At 55.4% G+C, this 16,762-nt stretch carries 15 protein-coding genes and 2 tRNA genes; 5 read left to right on the top strand and 12 right to left on the bottom strand.

The genetic code is table 11. From position 1 onward, the window contains the following. Nucleotides 1-3: 3 nt before the first annotated feature. From FYJ74_RS06620 to FYJ74_RS06585, 8 genes are all read right to left on the bottom strand, one after another. On the bottom strand, nt 4-678 hold the full coding sequence (locus FYJ74_RS06620; protein ID WP_154528796.1) for an AroM family protein: 675 nt from the start codon (nt 676-678) through the stop codon (nt 4-6). 12 nt (nt 679-690) lie between these two features. Then, nucleotides 691-1,653, bottom strand: a complete 963-nt coding sequence (locus tag FYJ74_RS06615; RefSeq protein WP_154528795.1) for a DUF1177 domain-containing protein — start codon at nt 1,651-1,653, stop codon at nt 691-693. A gap of 67 nt (nt 1,654-1,720) precedes the next feature. After that, nucleotides 1,721-2,800, bottom strand: coding sequence for a DUF917 domain-containing protein (locus FYJ74_RS06610; protein WP_154528794.1), 1,080 nt, complete (start codon nt 2,798-2,800; stop codon nt 1,721-1,723). A 13-nt stretch (nt 2,801-2,813) separates the two neighbouring features. Next, nucleotides 2,814-3,464: an aspartate/glutamate racemase family protein gene (locus FYJ74_RS06605; protein ID WP_154528793.1), complete on the bottom strand. Its 651-nt coding sequence runs from the start codon at nt 3,462-3,464 to the stop codon at nt 2,814-2,816. A gap of 44 nt (nt 3,465-3,508) precedes the next feature. Further along, a complete protein-coding gene (locus tag FYJ74_RS06600) occupies nt 3,509-5,140 on the bottom strand; it encodes an OPT/YSL family transporter (protein WP_154528792.1) in 1,632 nt (543 codons plus the stop codon). Between the two features lie 230 nt (nt 5,141-5,370). Further along, entirely contained in the window at nt 5,371-6,483 is a 1,113-nt protein-coding gene (locus FYJ74_RS06595) for a PucR family transcriptional regulator (protein ID WP_154528791.1), read from the bottom strand. A 10-nt stretch (nt 6,484-6,493) separates the two neighbouring features. Continuing rightward, on the bottom strand, nt 6,494-7,348 hold the full coding sequence (locus tag FYJ74_RS06590; RefSeq protein ID WP_154528790.1) for a hypothetical protein: 855 nt from the start codon (nt 7,346-7,348) through the stop codon (nt 6,494-6,496). A gap of 63 nt (nt 7,349-7,411) precedes the next feature. Beyond that, nucleotides 7,412-7,678: a hypothetical protein gene (locus FYJ74_RS06585; protein WP_154528789.1), complete on the bottom strand. Its 267-nt coding sequence runs from the start codon at nt 7,676-7,678 to the stop codon at nt 7,412-7,414. Between the two features lie 204 nt (nt 7,679-7,882). Between FYJ74_RS06585 and FYJ74_RS06580 the strand changes: the two genes are divergently transcribed. From FYJ74_RS06580 to FYJ74_RS06565, 4 genes are all read left to right on the top strand, one after another. Then, a tRNA-Asp gene (locus FYJ74_RS06580) sits at nt 7,883-7,959 on the top strand. An 8-nt stretch (nt 7,960-7,967) separates the two neighbouring features. Next, nucleotides 7,968-8,042, top strand: a tRNA-Gly gene (locus FYJ74_RS06575). Nucleotides 8,043-8,236: 194 nt separating this feature from the next. Next, the gene (locus tag FYJ74_RS06570) at nt 8,237-9,121 is read left to right on the top strand and encodes a YitT family protein (protein ID WP_154528788.1); all 885 of its coding nucleotides are present in this window, start codon (nt 8,237-8,239) and stop codon (nt 9,119-9,121) included. A gap of 99 nt (nt 9,122-9,220) precedes the next feature. Next, nucleotides 9,221-9,490, top strand: a complete 270-nt coding sequence (locus tag FYJ74_RS06565) for a hypothetical protein (RefSeq protein ID WP_154528787.1) — start codon at nt 9,221-9,223, stop codon at nt 9,488-9,490. Nucleotides 9,491-10,108: 618 nt separating this feature from the next. On the opposite strand, the gene FYJ74_RS06560 is transcribed toward FYJ74_RS06565, so the two are convergent. From FYJ74_RS06560 to FYJ74_RS06550, 3 genes are all read right to left on the bottom strand, one after another. After that, nucleotides 10,109-11,224: an NAD/NADP-dependent octopine/nopaline dehydrogenase family protein gene (locus tag FYJ74_RS06560; protein ID WP_154528786.1), complete on the bottom strand. Its 1,116-nt coding sequence runs from the start codon at nt 11,222-11,224 to the stop codon at nt 10,109-10,111. A 29-nt stretch (nt 11,225-11,253) separates the two neighbouring features. Then, complete coding sequence (locus tag FYJ74_RS06555) at nt 11,254-12,636, bottom strand: sodium/glutamate symporter (RefSeq protein ID WP_154528785.1); 1,383 nt, start codon at nt 12,634-12,636, stop codon at nt 11,254-11,256. Between the two features lie 238 nt (nt 12,637-12,874). Beyond that, nucleotides 12,875-13,903, bottom strand: coding sequence for an ornithine cyclodeaminase family protein (locus FYJ74_RS06550; protein WP_154528784.1), 1,029 nt, complete (start codon nt 13,901-13,903; stop codon nt 12,875-12,877). A gap of 249 nt (nt 13,904-14,152) precedes the next feature. Between FYJ74_RS06550 and FYJ74_RS06545 the strand changes: the two genes are divergently transcribed. After that, complete coding sequence (locus FYJ74_RS06545; protein WP_195838834.1) at nt 14,153-15,007, top strand: MurR/RpiR family transcriptional regulator; 855 nt, start codon at nt 14,153-14,155, stop codon at nt 15,005-15,007. A gap of 108 nt (nt 15,008-15,115) precedes the next feature. Here the strand turns inward: FYJ74_RS06545 and FYJ74_RS06540 are convergent, their stop codons facing one another. Further along, complete coding sequence (locus FYJ74_RS06540) at nt 15,116-16,660, bottom strand: N-acyl-D-amino-acid deacylase family protein (RefSeq protein ID WP_154528782.1); 1,545 nt, start codon at nt 16,658-16,660, stop codon at nt 15,116-15,118. Nucleotides 16,661-16,762 lie beyond the last annotated feature (102 nt).

Genomic DNA, 16,762 nt, shown 5'->3' with positions numbered 1-16,762 from the left:
CGTCTAAACAAGCTCGCGCAGCGCCCGCGCGGCGATGGAGCGGGCGAGGACCACGGGCTTGCCGGTAATTCGGCGAACCTGTTCCTTCATCGCCAGCGTGTAGCCCATGCAGTCCATGACGAACACGTCGGCGCCCCAGCGGGCAAGTTCTTCAGCCGCGGCGGGGATCGTCTCTTCGGGACGGACGTAAGGCGACGCGCCGATCGAACGATTTTGCGGCGTGACCTGCGACCAGCGTTGCGACGACTGTTCCAGCTGGTCCGGCGACGGCATGAAGACGCCGAGTTTCGCGCCGGCCGGAACGACGGCCTGGACCATGTTGAACAGAATTTTCTGCGGCCTCAGCAGCAGCCCGCCGGTGGGAAAGTCGGGGAACTCGCCCGTGCAGAGCAGCAGGACGGCGGGGATCCCCGCGGTGAAGTGAGCGGCGATCTTCTGACGCACCAGAGGTGTCACTGCACGTTCGCAGATTTTCACAGACGTGCCGTCGGCCATCCTCGTGACCAACACATAATCGCCCGGGCGCGGCGCCATGGCGGCGATCTGTTCTGCGCCCAAGCCGTCCAGCGCTCCCGATTCGACGAGTTCGACTTCCGGACCCAAAATTTTCATGAGATCGGGCGTAACATCCACTCTTGGCGTTTGCCCAATGGTAACGGCCCCTACGCGCAAAGTCATGGCCGGGGCCCCTTACGCCTGAGGATCCGCCGGCGGCAGAGCGCCCATGCCCTGAAGTTTGTTCATGGCTCCGTAGCGCTTGAGGGTGAGCGCAAACTCTTCTTCGTCGTAAAACTTGCACTTGCCCTCGCCGAACGCTTTCGCCGTTTCGACGGCGAAGCGCACGGCCGCCTCGATGTCCGCAGGCTGGGAGCTGCCCGTGGCGCAGCCGGGGACTGTCGTCTGCGACGTCAGCGCCACGCCGACGACCGGCGCCCTGGTGGCCGTGCAGGGCTGGAGGATGCTGTTCAAATGGTAGAGCCCGTTGCCGTAAGGCGTGATGTCGGTCATGCTGAGGGCGAAGACCTTGGGCAGCTCCCCTGTGACGGAGCTCATGATCTCGAGCAGATCTTCGCTGACGCGCAGGATCCAGCCCTCCTTGACCGTCGGCGAGATGGCGAAGCCGCGGGTATTGACGATCCGGTTGCCGCGCGTCGTGTCGATAGAGAGAACGGCGTCCAGCTCCTCGCCCATTTCCTCGCGGTTGGCGATGGTCATGTTGATGGGAGAACCCATGAAAGGCACGGGATCGTGAGGGCGGGTGGGAGAATTGGGGCAGATGTGAGTGGAGACGAACACGTCGCCTTTGAGGACGTCGCCTTTTTGGGCCATATCGCCCAGCTTCATGGCGACGGCTACGGCCGACACGGCGCCGTCGCCGTCGGAAACGAGACCGATCCGTTCGGGACGCGCGCCGACACCGCCGAGACGGCCGACGATGCCGATGGTCGGCGCCGTGCCGCCGTTGTGTTTGCCTTCGGAACCGTAGAACCACGTTTTGACGAAATTGGTGCTGCCTTTGGGGCCGTGAACGGTTTTGACGGAGATCTGACTTTCCGGCACGCCGGCGGCCGTCAGCGCCTTTTTGACGCTCTCGCCGCTTGCGGACGGCGAGTCGAGCAGTTCAAGAGCGTTCATCGTATGAAAAAGTGACATGTGCGGTACCTCCTCGATTTTTTGCGTCCATTTTTGATCTTCGACAATTGGGAACGCGGCGATCGCGCTACTTCAGCGTGATGTAGGGCAACACGGCCCTGCCGACGACCTTCTCGATAGGTTCCAAAAGTTCCCGGCAGGACATGCCTGCACCAAGAGGGATCTTGTCCGCAGGGATCAGTGTCACGAAAACGCGCCGCCCCTTTGCGAGCTCCGCCGTGGTGATGGGAAGTCCGGTTTCTGCGTCCGTGGTCATGATCAGATCGGGGAAAGTCCCCAGCCGTTCGCCGCCGCGGTCCAGCGTCATGAACTCGTTCCAGAACGTCAGTTCACACCCGCCTGCGGAAACGACGCCGTGATCGAAGCCGCCTTCGGTTGTCAGGTCGATGGTATCCACCGTGCCCGCCGTGACAACGCGGCCGCCGAGAAAATCGACCGCGGCCCGAACGGCGGCTTCGGCTCCGCGGGAACGGGCTTCAAGCATCTTCGTCCCCGTCTCGATGGCCAGCGTTACGGCTCCCGGCGCGGCATGTTCTTTCAAATAATGGGCTTTGACCGGGTTGCGGGCGACCGCGACCAGTCCGCCGGCCTGAACGGCGCATTGCCGCACGAGCGCCGCTACGGACTCCATGGGGCCGCTGAAAGCCGCTTCGAGGTAACGCCCCGTTTCGGGATTGCCTCCCGCGGCGGTCTGTTTCGAGACGTAACGATTGTCGCGGTGCAGCGCCATGGATCCCATGGCACCGGTGGGATGCGCGCGCCCGTTGCACGGCGCGTCGATCAGCGGCAGCCCGCTCATGGCCGCCGGCAGCCAACCGTTGAACGTCGAGCCGCCGCCGTTTTCGTTGGTGATCAGCCCCGCCGGAGGCGGGGCGTCCAGCTTTGCCAGAAGTTCGATAACGCGCACGGCCGCTTCGGGCGTGGCCAGCGCTTCCTTGGCGGCCGGAGCGCCGACGGCCGAGCAGGTGACGACGATCGCTTCGGGATCGATTTCGTCCAGAGAGACGAGCTCGAGCGGGCCGGCCGCAAGCGCGGCTTCGCCGAGCGCGCGTCCCTTGGCCATTGAACCGCCGCCGCCCCCGCCGAGAAAACAGCCGCCCAGCAGCGCGGCTTCCACGTGTTCCTGAGTCAGTTTCAACCGAGACATGCAAGCGCCTCCTTCAACACAAAGCCGACCACAGGCAGGCGGCCGCGCAGCGCAGCGGATCCAGCACCGGCAGTCCGACGCGGCGGCGCAGCTCCGGAGCGGCGTTGATCGTCGCCAACCCTGTGCAGGCCAGAAGAAGCAGCTTGGCGCCTTTGCTTTTCAGCGCACGGCCGGCTTCCGCGAGCGCGTCCATCGCGTCGGGGCGGAACAGATCCAGCGTCGTATGGAGCTGCGGCGGGCGCAGAGAGCCGACGATCCGTTCTCCTAAAACTTTTGCGATCTCTTCCGGCACGTCGTCCGTGATCCCCAATACCCCTACGGGAACCCCGTAAGCGCCGGCCGCGTGCGCCGTCGCCGTGCCGGCGCCGATGACCGGAACGGCGAGTTCCCGCTGCAGGATCCTGACGCCGGGATCGCCGGCGCAGCTGATATAGACGGCGTCGACGTTTTCGTCCGCGAAAACGCGCCCCAGCGCCAGCACCTTGGGCAGCGCCTTCGCATGACTTGCCTCGTCATGGATCCCTTCATCCTGATCGGCGATGCACCGCGATTCGACGGACAGGCTGGGAAAACACGATTCGATCATACGCCCGTGAAGCTGGAGCAGTTCCTGATCCTGCGTCGTCAGGACGCGGATCAGACCGATTTTTTTCTTTTCCGACATCGAATTTTCACATCCTTTCACGGCGGCGCGAAGATGGAATGCGCTTACCACCAACCGAAGGAACGCCCGATAGCGTTGAAGAAGCCGAAAAGCCCGTCGCCGGCCACGAAGCCCGCGCCGTAAAGCTGCATCGCTTCTTCGTGGTTTTTGATGAAGAGCGCCCGCAGAATCAGAGCGACCACCAGACCGACGCCGTAGATGGGGTTGCGTATCAGCAGCCCCGTGGCGCAGAGGATCCCCAGCGCCTTTTTCGACCCGCCGACGACCTGCAGGAGCGCGCCGGGGACGGCCCAGCACAGCATTTCAAGCAGGATCGCATAATCGGAGCCCGCCTGGACTGTGGCCGCGAAGACCCGGCTGACGGGCGGGAGCAGATTGAGATTGAAGTGCATCCTCATCAAAAGTCCGACGACCACGGCGGCGATCAGGCCGCCGAAGAGCTCGGAGAACATCTGCTGACAGCGCCCGTCCAGTTCGTATTCGCGGTTTTTGCCGCTGCCCCTGATGATCCAGCCCGTCTTCAGGTCATAGCCCATGTCGGCGAAGCACGGCCCCGTGCTGGAGACAAAACCGGCCAGCACCGCCAGCGCCGCCGGCGGAAAGTCCATGAACAGGCCGAGGCTGACGAAAATCACCGTCACGGCAAAACCCGGGAACCAGCCGGAGAACATGGCGCACAGCCCGACCAGGATCGCCGCCGCGATGGACGAGAACGTGCACCAGAAAATCCAAAGAAGCAGCCGAGGCGTTGCCATGGACGTCATAAAGCCGGTGATGAACGCCAGAACGACGGCCGCGGCGGCAAAATATCCAATATGGGCGGCGATGGCCTTTTTCGCCGCTGCGTGAGTCACCGTAGGCGCGCTTTCGGACGAAAACTCGCGGACGGATTTTTTGAAGATCATGACGAGCGCCTGGACCAGCGAGATCAACCCGGCGCCGATCATGAAGCCGTGCGGGATGTACGTTTTCCCGAGATCCGCCGGGAGATTCGTCAGCCCAAGAGAACCGAGCCACGGGACAAGGCTCGGATAGTAGCCGCGGATCAGAAGACCCGCCGCCAGCGCCGACATGGCCCACGGGTTGGCGATAAACGCGATGCCCACGCCGGCCATCGGGATGCCGCCGGCGAGGAACGGCTTGATCCGGCATCCGGCGCCGAGCGCGCCCAGAACGATGCCGCTTAGAAGCGTGCGCCCTTTTTTGCCGCCCTCGTCCCCGGCGATCAGCGCCTCTGCGGTGGCGATGCCAGGCGCCCACGATTCCCGGGCGGGGAACATTTCCGAATCGAACAACGAATAGACCAAATGCATGCCGATCAGCGTCGCCATGCCGGAGCCGACGAGCATCGGCAGAATCAGGGAAGAATCGCCGAAAACGTAGATGATCCCCACGGCAAGCAGACAGCAGTTCGCCGCGCCGAATCCGGCGGCCGAGGCCATCGTCTGCACCAGATTCTGGCGGTCCAGGCTGCGGAACCGCCCCAGACTGGCGAAGGGGATCCTGGCGAGCGCCATGGCGAACAGCGCGCCGATGACGGAGGTGTTCGGCGTCGTGCCGATGCGGGAGATGATCTGCATACAGATGACCGCCGAAAAGACGGAAACCATGACGCTGATGACGAACGTTTGCCCTTCGAAAGCCTTGACGTGCGGAATTCTCTTCTCTTCTGGCATGTGACTGACCTCCTGATCTTCGTTGGAAATCATGAAAATTTCTCGAAAGGAATCACTATAAATAAATTCTCTGATTATAAAGTTCCCGTTCGAGATTGTATTTAATTTTATCATTCGAAATAATACAATAAATATATTATTGCATAAAAACACAGTATTTAGTTGTGCCGATGCACAATAAAAAGCCGCCGGGGAAAGCGTCGCGCGACGACGCGTTCCTTTGGCGGCTTTCAGCATGGACATTCTTCGCTGTCTTTTTTGTGTTCCAGAAACAACGCCAGACGGAAAATCGTTGAGCCGTATCGGTTCAGCGGGAGGAGTTCCATGATCCGTTTGTGGCGGTAGAGCAGGGTGTTGCGGTGGATGTGGAGCCGCTGGGCGGCTTTTTCGGAGGAGCCGTCGCAGGCGAACCAGACGCGAAGGGTCTGCGCGAGGCTGGAATGCTTTTTCGCGTCTTCGTCGAAGAGAGGACGCAGGCAACGCGAGGCGGCTTCGCGAAGTTCGGGCAGCGGCCGGTTCTTTTTGAGAAGGTCCAGAAGCTCCAGCTCCGAGTAGACGAAAACGCCTTCGTCGAAGCCGAGCTGCGCGCCAAGCTGCAGGGCCGTTTTCGCTTCCGCGAAATTCCGGGCGATATTTTCCAGCGGCGCGGGGCCGGAGATCCCGAGGCTTTGGCCTTCCAGCTGGAGCGGCAGATGGCATTTCAAAAATTCGACGAAGTGTTCTGTCCGCTCGCCGGGCAGCTGGGCGACAAGCATGCGCAGGGAGCCGTTGGCGCTGTACTGGGAAGCGCGCTGCGGCGGCAGCGACGGACGTTGCGGCGGCAGTTTTTCCCACTGCAGGCTCCACACGTTGCGGGAGCTTTCCCAACCCTGCCGTCTCAGCGCCTCGAGCAGACCGACGGGATCCTGCTCGAGCTGAAAAAGGCCGAGCGGCCCGCCGTCGTCGCGGCAGCTCCGCTCGCTGCGGAATATTTCCCGCATGACGACGCGCGAGACGACGGCGTAGGCCAGTCTCTTGGGCAGAATGACCAATGGGAAATCCAGCGCGTCGGCGAGGCGGAACGCTTCCGGCGGGATCGAACTGATAAAGCGGCCCAGTTTGACGCCCAGACCGGCGGCTCTTCCTGCGCTCAGAACGCGGACGATGCGGCAGATCTGCTCGGGGTTGTTGCGGAAGGCATAGCCGGTCGTGAAGGAAAACGTGTCGGGACGGCACCAGCCGGAAGGATCGGGGATCTCGATGAAATCGACGAAACGGACGCGGCGCCCCGTCCCGTTTTTGCCCGCCGCGATCTCATGGCCGGCGAAAACGGGCAGCCTGAGCATGTCGGCAACGGTAAACATGGCGTCCGTCCTAGACCGGAAGTTCTCCGCGGCGGCTTCGGTACCAGCAGCCGCGGTGCTCCGCGCCGGCCGGGCCGCAGGCGTTGTCAAGACAGCTTTTCAGCGACTTTGCGTCGCCCGCGCTTTTTTGAAAAACCGTGCCGGCCAACGCCAGAATTTCGTTGAAGAACGCCTCGCCTTGGGGGCGTTCGTCAAAGCTCGCCAGCAGCGTGCAGCCGCCTTCCGCTCCCTGGATGCCGCCCCGCGCGACGATCTGCGCTTCCGCGGCGCCGAGGATCCTGCAGGCTTCCGCTTCGTTGATCACGCGGCCGGGGATGGGAATCAGACCTGCCGCCATGCCCATGGACAGATCGGGGGCGGCGCGCGACGCGACGGCCATGGCGTCGTCCAGCGAACAGGGCGCGTATTTTTCGAACCCGGCGGCGACGATCGTCTCCACGCCTTCGGCGGGAAGCGCCGTGAAGAAATGCAGCGCGCCTCCGAAAGGGCTTCCGGCCAGCATCGCCGCGCGTCCGTGACGGTCCACGAGATTGGCGCCGATCACGCAGACGTCGCCCGGCGAGAATTTCAATTTCCCGGAAGACCAAATCCCGACGTCCAGCGGCACGGGAACGCCCCGGCGCAGCAAAAGGCTGTGAGGGGCCGCGCAGCTTCCGGCGCAGCTCCCCGCGCCCCGGCGGTCGATGCGGCCGCAGATTTTCAGCGGAACGCCGCACGCCGCCTCGGAGAGCAGCGAAACGGTCGTGCCGCCCTTGAGGAGCAGCTGCCCTTCCGCCAGCGCTCTCCGAACGGCGGGCAGCGAAAGGATCGCCTTGACGATCAGACGCTTGCCCGCCTCCACAGTCAACGAAATCTGCACTTTCATGAGATTTCCCCCGTTCTCGAAAATCGGATTTTTTCTTGAAAACGAACGACGGCCAGTCCGAAATCACACCAGCTGCCGTCTCAGGCGCTCCTTTTCGGCCGCTTCGTCGTCGGCGGGATGCCGGACGGGGGCAGCAAGCCTGACGGCGCATTTTTCGTCCCGGAAAAAGAAAACGCGGTGCGGCGTCTGCGCCTTCAGCGTTTGACTGCCGACGGGGATCAGACACCCGGCGCGGTCGGCGAGGAAGATGCGCTTCTCCACGCGGGGCTGGCAACCGCCGCTGCCGCCGCTCGGCCCGATGGCGTCGGGGCGCGCGGCGACCATCCCCAATCCATGCCTCTTTGTGGGCTGCGCCATTCTGTGCGGCGTTTTTCATTATATAGTGTTCTTTCACTGTTTAAAATGCCTCAATCACAAAATCTATAAGACTCAGGCGTGCGGTCACAGGAAGAACGCTTGACAAAGATCGAAGCTTTAAATTGCCCTTTGACAAAGGAATCCAAGTTTGGTATATTACGTGTCGCGTTCGTGGATGGGGTTGTAGCTCAGTCGGTTAGAGCGCCGGCCTGTCACGCCGGAGGTCGAGAGTTCGAGTCTCTTCAGCCCCGCCATTCTCCACGCGGAAGTAGCTCAGGGGTAGAGCACAACCTTGCCAAGGTTGGGGTCGCGGGTTCAAATCCCGTCTTCCGCTCCATGAAGAATGAAAGCCCTGCCGTCTGCACGGCGGGGCTTTTTCGTACTTTTCGTCGGGAACGGCCGTTTGTTCCGTAAGGAAACTATATGTCTCGCTCGGCTTTCCGACGCTGGGAATTCTCTTTTGAGGTTTTATCAGGTATGATAAACAGGATCGCGGTACAATGAACATCATGGTAAGGAGCGGATCAATCCATGCTTGAAAACATCGCAGCGCGTCTGCGCGTCACGCCCGAAGCGCTGAAAGAGGAACTGCGGACTTTTTTCGTCACCACCGTCGGCACCCTGCTTTACTGCGTCGGCACCGTCTTTTTCATCAAGCCGGCGATGCTGCCCAACACGGGCGTCATGGGCGTCTGCCTGTTCCTCAACTACCTCAGCGGCATTCCTCTGGGGCTCAGCAACGCCGTGTTCAACTTCGCGCTTTTCCTTTTCGCTTATAAGATGCTTCCCAAGCGCTTTTTCTACTGGACGCTCTACTCCACCGTCCTGATGTCGCTGGGCATGGAATTTTTCGCGCGCTTCCCCGCGCCGGTCATCGCCGACCGTATGCTGCTGGTCGTCGTCGCGGCCGTGCTGCACGGCATCGCGCTGGCGACGGTGTTTTCCGGCGGCGGTTCGACCGGCGGCATCGACATCGTGTGCGTCGCGGTGCGGCGCAAAACGGGCGTGGAGCTGGGCAACATTTCGATGCTGCTGAACTTCGCCGTGATCCTGCTGTTTTTCTGGGTCGTGTCGGTCGAGAACGTCGTCTACGGACTGCTGCTGTCCTACATCACGTCGCTGGTCATGAACGGAGACCTGCGGGCCTTCTCCTCGCGCAAGGAAGCCATGATCATCACCAGCGAAGCGGAGCTGGTGCGCAATTACATCGTCTACACGCTGCACCGCGGCGTGACGATTTTCGACGCCCGCGGCGGCTTCAACTCCGATCCCCGTCACGTGCTGATCACCCTGCTCGCTCCGCGCCAGGAGATCCAGCTCAAGCTGTTCCTCAAAGAACACGACCCCAACGCCTTCCTGCGCCTCTCCGTCGCCTCGGAAGTGCTGGGCAAGGGGTTCCAGAAGTGGGAAGAATAACATTTTATCAACAAAAAGAGACCGTGAAGTTCCTGAGGACTCCGCTGTCTCTTTTATGTTACATTTATTTGCATACAAGAGACAAAGGACAACACTCTAATGGCCAGCATCTTCCCCCAAAATGAAAGGGGGTTTAACGTGATCAAAACATATATCAACACGCGGCGGCGAGGCATTGACTTGCTGCTGATCTTCATTTCCCTGCTTGGTTTCGGGTTCATGCAGGTTTTTGTATCGCTGACCGGCAAACGAATCGACATCATAGAGCAGATTTTTCGTGATCTTCAGAATCTTAGGGAGGAAGGGTGGGGTAAAATCGCTCCTCATTTCAGTGTTTATAAGGACCAGGCCCTTCTAATTTGTGATTAAGAAGTAAAATCCTCAAACCTGATCCAAGATGTCCATGGCTCATTCGACAGTGTGGAAAGAATCGATACCGAGATTCATAAAGTGCTCAAGACGTCTGGAACGCTTCGGCTCAATGATATGGGGCATACGGTGGACACTGCTACCAACGGCCCGTCAATCTGCATGGACTTCGAGACGTTACCACGGGGAAGATAAACGGCAAAACGACCGATCGTGAGGTCAAAATCCTTGGTGAGATGACTCCCCGGATATGCCCACGAGACAGCAGTGACAGAGACTCCATGCTCGGGACACCTAATCCAGTGGATTTTGCTTTCTACTTCAACGAGCGTTGAACCCAGCTCAAACGCCTCCAGATCCAAGGGGGGATATCTCCATGTTGGCCATAATGGGGACATGTACGATGGAGAAAGGGTAGTATCCTCATGCCAGTGATTGGAACAGGCATGGATTCTAATACTAATTTTTAATAGAATAGTTTAACGACGGTCCTGAAGCACCTCAAGAAAAGTTCAGTTGCTCGGAACTATCTCACCGGCTGCGCAGTCTGCGTAACTCGCTCTGTGGATCTCCCTCGAGACGCCATTGCTATTCAGTGTTTTAATTAAGAAATAGTTATTAATGCCAATTTGGATCAACTGTTGCCAGGCTGCCAGTCTCAAAATAATGAATAATTTGTTCCCTCTCCATACTGTCAAGACCAAGATTCTTTAAACAGCGGCCGCTCGCTCGGAAATCTCGTTTATAGATTGCGCTTGTCAGCTGGATAACAGCGTCGATATTAGGCGTGGCAATGCCCGCTTTACGCCCCAGCTCGGAGATTGGCACAAGGCTCATTGGAACATCCTCAGTAATATAACGGGCATCAATTGTCTTTGGTGCCTTGATTGTGCTGTAGGCGGCATTATTCTGAATCAAATGATACAAATCCTCTCCATGAGTATCATACGATTCAACCAGCCATTCTTCTGCACTGAGGACGCTCACACCATAAGCAGCGGCAACGGCCATACGTTCATTGTCAATCTCCTTGACCAGAACAGCCACGGAAGGGGAAATCCCATCAAGGTAATAACGAAAACCACCAGTTTCACTCTCAACCCTGCCGATATTCAGCAACAGCGGAGTTGGATGGAAAAGCGCACCAATGTTAGAAAGACTTGTCTCCAGACAGTTCTTCGCTGCTACGAACTGTGGATAAAAAGGCTTGAGCATTACCAATACCTGTTCCGTACGGTTTGCCGGAAGAGCTCCCAGAAGGATCTTTTTCTTTATACCACTGATTTCCACAGACGAGGGCCCCGTCTTACGACAAGCATAGATCAGTGTCTGTGCCTCCGCAATAGTAACGTCAGCCTTGCAGCCCCGACTACGGATTACATTAAGAAAATCCAAAGCTCCTCCAGTACGTCCAGGATTCAAGATAACAGTCTGTCCCTCTTCCAACGCATTGCAACAAGCTTTTGCAATCAACCGATGAGTAAAAGAAGGTGTGACAACCATGATCAAATGAATATCCTGAATGGCAAGAGGAATATCAGTCGTCACTAAATTCAACTGACAGTGTGATGTTCGCCCGTTCACAGTTAGATTAATGCCACTTGCTTGTTGAATGCCTGTAATGTACTGTGGAAAAAGGTCACATAGATTTACTTTTACGCCTTGGCTGGAAAGGTATGCGGCGATCGCCGTTCCGCCATTCCCTGCACCAATAACTGTAACACTCGCTTCCATAAAAAAGCTTCCTCTCGCATAGAATAGACTTATCGCTGTTGTTTCTGAATAGTCCTATTCCAGAAGAACAAACGCATCACAACGATCAGGGCAATTGAAGCCGTACAGAGAGTCAACCCTGCCGCCAGTGCGCCAAAGTTTTTGATAAAGTACGGATACATTGTCGTCACTAGCCCACCGCCGATAAAAGGGCTCATGAGAGGACACCCAAGAGCATAAATGGTTCCAGCATCCGTTTCCATCTTAGGATCTGACGTACGAAGCAGCATATAGCCAACAGCGGCTACACCAGTAAATGCACCGAATCGAATGATGCCCTGCTCAAACCAACAATGGGAAAAAACGCGCGGGCTCAGCCAGAACAGCCAGAAATACATGAAGACTGTAATAATGACAGTGGCAATCAGCAGCGGCATCCAATATTCGACCACAACTGGAATCTTAATAGAAGCCATCGCTGCGACAATCAAAATTTCAAGGGCCATGCCCTGAATGCGCTGAAACGTAGCGCGGTCGAACAAATCGCGGAGCGAGCTGTGCTGAATAACGAAGTTGATCATCCAACCGCCGATCATGGCGAAGGGGAAGAGCGGCAAACCCTTGTACTTGAAGACAATGCCAACCCCCCAGACGATCAAGCGACCTATAATAACAGCGATACCAATGACGCCTAAATGAAGGGCAAAAGGTTCGACAACATCTTGGCTGACAGTCATGTTAGAGCTTGCCGAGCGGTTGCCTTCGGGATAAATTTCAAGTACATCGTTGCCCTGCGCGGGTTCCGCTAAAATTTTTGTGTATCTTTTGCGAACGCCGTAGTTAATGGCTACCATTCCGCCAAAAATGCCGACCAGGAGACCAATGGTAGCGACGGTAGGCGCCAGCGATGCGCCGTCGCTCCAATTAAGCAATGTCGGATCTTCGAAGAGCGATGCCATGCCGCCCGCCGTTCCATGGCCTCCGGCAAAACCAATTTCGAAGAGAGAGCCGAACAGCGGGTTAATATTGAAAATTGGGATCAGCGCGACAGCGCACAGCAACGAGGTAGCGCCTACCTGCATGAAACTATTTGACCAGAGCCACAGAAGCCCCGTCACGCTGTCATGAAGAGCATGCGCCCCCGTTTCTTCTTTTTTGACTCCCAACAGCATGCATGAGAAGACGATCGTAATCATTGTTCCCGGCAAAGAACCGATAGATGTCATCATCGTCGCAGGAATAATTTTCAACGCATGTGGCCCTAAAGCTAACCCGATGAGACCTCCCAGCAAGGAAGCGGGGATAAACGCCTTGCGCAAAAAACGGACTTTAAGCCGGATAAGGCTTGCGACGACAAGCAATAAACCGACGATGCTGATATAAAACAGCAGATTATTGAGCGTACCGCCTGTGATTTTTTCCAGAGGGAACATAGTGGGGACTCCTTTCTCAAAAATATAGACCCATCATAATATTTGTCTGAGAATCTTATACTTCTTCTTGATAAAACACATTAACATAGTTTACGGGGCACTGCGAGGAAGTTCAGTCGATCGAACATACTCGACTGCTGCGCAGTCTGTGTAGCTCGCTTTGTGAATCTCCCTTGCAGCGCCCTTGCGTTCGACCTTTTAATTGAGAAGTAGTATCAGAATAGAGCGAGGCGGAGGGTTATACCCAGTACGGAACTTTAGTACCTACGCCCTGTTTCACGGCCTTATGATAAGCCCTGGTCACGACAGCGATATCTTCGATGCCCATACCGACGGCGTTAAAGTAAATTGTTTCTTCGTCATTCTCACGCCCTTTCTTTTTGCCGTTGATAATCTCACCAAGCTCAGCCGTGATCTGTTCGTCCTTAAACAGACCATCTCGCCACATCAGAGCTACAGTGCTAATCATACGATGTTTGATAGTTTCCCATGTATCAACGAAAATCTTGTCGGCCAACTTTACGCAGTCATATGTGTATTCATAATCAGCATTATTGATCATGAGAGCGCCCTTTTTAATCCATTCCGCCTGCACAACAGGCTCTGTCGCAATGGTTACAGTGCTGATAATGTCGCTCTTTCTGCAGGCATCAGAGGCGTCTTGAACTGCCGTAACTTTGAGACCGGGATACTTTGCGGTCATTTCCGCGGCGTAGCTTTCGGCGCGTTCAAATACGATGTCAGTAATATAAACTTCCTTGATGGACGGACGAACGACCATGGCGGCTTCGAGCTGCGTACGCGACTGTGCCCCCGCACCGAATATCGTCATTGTTTGTGCGTTTTGCACCGCGAGGTACTTCATCGCCAATCCGGCAACGGCGCCAGTACGCTTGGCGCTGACCGTGGTCGCGTCAGAAATACATACCGGCACTTTAGATATTGGATCGTTCAGAATCACGGTTACGGTTGCACGCGGCAGTCCTTGTTTGTAGTTGTTGGGATTGCTGCCAATCCATTTAATGCCAGCCATGTTGTATTCGCCGCCGACAAAACCTGGCATGGCATTGATGCGCCCATAAATGTTCTCTTCTTCGATGGTTTTTCCCCAATGAAGAACGATTTTACCGGCATTGATTGCTTCTCCCTTGTCAAGCATCGAGAGAACTCGTTCGATATCGTGAATAACATCCGGCATAGAATTGCCCGCTAGAGAATTGACCTCCTCGTTGTTCAAAAATAAAATTTCGAGATGTGAAGTACTCATTGCGTCGCGCTCCTTTTGGAATAAAATTCGCCGAACTGTTTTTGTAACATCGTATGATGTAATTTAATGCTAGCATAAAATTTTTTTCTTTCAACAAAAAAATAAAATTATTTTGTATACATGGACAAATTTTTTTGAATGAATGAGAAAAACTTTATTAAACCCTTGAGATCTTCATCTTCTGAGATATTCATGATGTGATTCAAGCGGAAATTTGTTATGATGGATATAAATCGAGGTGGAGCTGCAATGCAAAATTTCCTGGAAAAAATTCAAAAGCGACAATCTGTTTTTTCTCCCGCAGTGAGAAAAGTTGCGACCTACATCATGGAGCATTACAGCGACATTCCTTTTTGTACGATTACTGATGTAGCGACAGCTGCCGGCGTAAGCGTGACATCAGTGATAAAATTTTGTACTGAAATGCAGTATTCCGCATTTTCGGAGTTCAAGCAGGCGATGCAGGATCATATTCAGCAAACTTTGATCAGTCACTACAATATCAACGACAATAATTTCACCGAGGCACACCAACAGAGCGTTTTGGATGAAGTAACAAGATTAGATATCGAGAATATTCACAGGACAATGGGTAACCCGATTAATCAGGAAAACATAAAAAAATTTTTTCAGCTAGCTGAAAAAGCTCATATTATCTATACGATGGGATTCCGAACCTCGGCAATCTTTGCAACCTATACAAGTTTGTTGTTGCGTATGCAAGGACTTACGGTTTTTCCGATTACGCCCGGAATTGGTGATTACATCGACAAAATGCTTACGGTTCATTCTGACGATTTAGTTATGGCCTTTTCATTCAATCGCTATTCAAAAGATGTGGTCAAGATGCTCAAAACGCTGCATGACAGAAAAATCCCTATCGTTTTAGTGACAGATGACAAGCTTTCACCGTCATATGTTTATGCAGATTTGGTTTTTACATGTTCGACACGAACGCAGAATTACGTAGCGTCCTATGTAGGTTGCATGTCGCTCCTCAATTCAATTTTTGCTTATGGTATTTCACATTACAAAAACTACGTGAAATCTTTAAGTCAACTTGAACAGTTTTATTCTGACTACGAAACTTTTTACGAGCCATAAGATCAAGATTTTGATACGAGTATTCAAGAGTATTGGATGAATATGAAATACCGAAAGAAAAATTACCCCGCGCGCTAGCAGCAAGTGCTGGCGAGTGGGGCAATTGTGTTACAGTTTCATGCCTTCTTCGTAGCGGAGAATGCCCTTTACCCAAACTTTGCAGATACCTTCTGGGAGCTTTATGGGATTAACATAGCTGTTTGTGGCGTTGATTCGTTCATAGTCAAGTAGTACAAGGTCGGCTGACATGCCTTCCCGAATTATGCCGCGGTCCCATAGCCGTAGTCTCCGTGCCGGTTCACCGGCGATATGATTGACAGCCGTCTCGAGCGGCATGATCTTCATATCACGTACATAGTGACCGAGGAAGCGGGGATAACTGGAATAAACTCGCGGATGCGGCACGGCGCCGATGATGCCGTCGGTACAGACGACATGCCATGGGCTACGCATGACGGCCTGAACGTCATCTTCGCTGATGGAGTGATACACGCACAGTACGGACGAGCGTGTCTTAGACAAGATATACAGCACGGCGGTCACTTCGTCCATGCCGAGGCGGTGGGCGATTTCGTCAATGCGAAGACCGGGCATCCAGGAGAAATCTTCCGTGCTCTCGGGAATGGAAGCAATCTGGACGCGTTCCCCATCACCGCGGTTGTGGAGGATGCGCGCGGTTTCATTGTAGATTCTTTTGTATTCGGCGGAATCAGCAAGGCGTGCCTCAAAGGCGTCCTCGCCGCCGGAATACGCCCAGTCGGGAACGGTTGCTTTCAGACCGGTGCTGCCGGCGTCCCATGGGTACTGATCGAAACCGATATCATATCCTTGTGCCTGAAGTTCGTCCATGCGGTCGAGGATCATCCTCACGCTGCCCCAATTGCGGGGACCGAGCGATTTGAGATGGGAGATCTCAAGCCGCACGCCACTTGCCTTCATGATGTGGACCATTTCCTCGAACGACTCCAGCAACAGATCCATCTCGCTGCGCATGTGTACCATGATGATGCCATCATGTTTTGCGACGGCCTTACACACCTCAACCATCTCCTCGGTTGAAGCGTAACTGCTAGGCGGGTAGATCAGACCGAATGAGAGGCCGCGAGCACCTTCTTCCATACCTTGTTCGATCAAGTCCTGCATAGCTCGGATCTCACTTGTCGTGGCAGGGCGATTTTCGCTACCCATAATGTTCATTCGTATCGTACCGGAGCCGAGCAGGCCCACGAAACGACAGGCAGGATTCTGCTCTTCGACGAGGCGCATGAAATCAGCGTGACTGCGCCACCAAAACGTTTTTTCAGCTTTGCCGCACAGGCAGATCATATTTTCCGTTAGTTCGGCGGCGTGAAAGTCGTCAATCGGCGCGACCGACAGACCATCCTGCCCGACCAGCTCCGTTGTGATACCCTGGCCGACCGACTGGAGCATCTGTGGGTTGTTAAATGGGTAAAGCTCGCAGTGACTATGACAGTTAATAAAACCAGGGGTGAGGATCTTTCCGGCACCATCGATCGTTTTGCAATCCACAGTACTGATGAAGCGCGCCACCTTATGGATCAGACCATCCCTGATGAGCACATCGCTCCCAAAGGGGCGTCCGCCCGTGCCATCGTAAATCGTCACGTTTTTGATCAGCGTTGCTTCGTTCATATGTGATCGTAGCTCCTTACTTTTTGATAAAATAGACGCGTTAGATGACCTTCATTCAAAATGGTCAAAGCTGTTTCATCGTTTTGCAACGGGGCGCGGCTC

Origin of the sequence: Pyramidobacter porci (assembly GCF_009695745.1) — a bacterium.
GTDB lineage: Bacteria > Synergistota > Synergistia > Synergistales > Dethiosulfovibrionaceae > Pyramidobacter > Pyramidobacter porci.
The sequence above is the reverse complement of the archived record's forward strand: the minus strand, read 5'-3'. Positions and strand labels throughout refer to the sequence as shown.

Excerpts from the sequence above, each read along its gene's own strand:
- FYJ74_RS06620 (WP_154528796.1), bottom strand. The coding sequence starts at position 678 with ATGACTTTGCGCGTAGGGGCCGTTACCATTGGGCAAACGCCAAGAGTG.
- FYJ74_RS06615 (WP_154528795.1), bottom strand. The coding sequence starts at position 1,653 with ATGTCACTTTTTCATACGATGAACGCTCTTGAACTGCTCGACTCGCCG.
- FYJ74_RS06610 (WP_154528794.1), bottom strand. The coding sequence starts at position 2,800 with ATGTCTCGGTTGAAACTGACTCAGGAACACGTGGAAGCCGCGCTGCTG.
- FYJ74_RS06605 (WP_154528793.1), bottom strand. The coding sequence starts at position 3,464 with ATGTCGGAAAAGAAAAAAATCGGTCTGATCCGCGTCCTGACGACGCAG.
- FYJ74_RS06600 (WP_154528792.1), bottom strand. The coding sequence starts at position 5,140 with ATGCCAGAAGAGAAGAGAATTCCGCACGTCAAGGCTTTCGAAGGGCAA.
- FYJ74_RS06595 (WP_154528791.1), bottom strand. The coding sequence starts at position 6,483 with ATGTTTACCGTTGCCGACATGCTCAGGCTGCCCGTTTTCGCCGGCCAT.
- FYJ74_RS06590 (WP_154528790.1), bottom strand. The coding sequence starts at position 7,348 with ATGAAAGTGCAGATTTCGTTGACTGTGGAGGCGGGCAAGCGTCTGATC.
- FYJ74_RS06570 (WP_154528788.1), top strand. The coding sequence starts at position 8,237 with ATGCTTGAAAACATCGCAGCGCGTCTGCGCGTCACGCCCGAAGCGCTG.
- FYJ74_RS06565 (WP_154528787.1), top strand. The coding sequence starts at position 9,221 with ATGGCCAGCATCTTCCCCCAAAATGAAAGGGGGTTTAACGTGATCAAA.
- FYJ74_RS06560 (WP_154528786.1), bottom strand. The coding sequence starts at position 11,224 with ATGGAAGCGAGTGTTACAGTTATTGGTGCAGGGAATGGCGGAACGGCG.
- FYJ74_RS06555 (WP_154528785.1), bottom strand. The coding sequence starts at position 12,636 with ATGTTCCCTCTGGAAAAAATCACAGGCGGTACGCTCAATAATCTGCTG.
- FYJ74_RS06550 (WP_154528784.1), bottom strand. The coding sequence starts at position 13,903 with ATGAGTACTTCACATCTCGAAATTTTATTTTTGAACAACGAGGAGGTC.
- FYJ74_RS06545 (WP_195838834.1), top strand. The coding sequence starts at position 14,153 with ATGCAAAATTTCCTGGAAAAAATTCAAAAGCGACAATCTGTTTTTTCT.
- FYJ74_RS06540 (WP_154528782.1), bottom strand. The coding sequence starts at position 16,660 with ATGAACGAAGCAACGCTGATCAAAAACGTGACGATTTACGATGGCACG.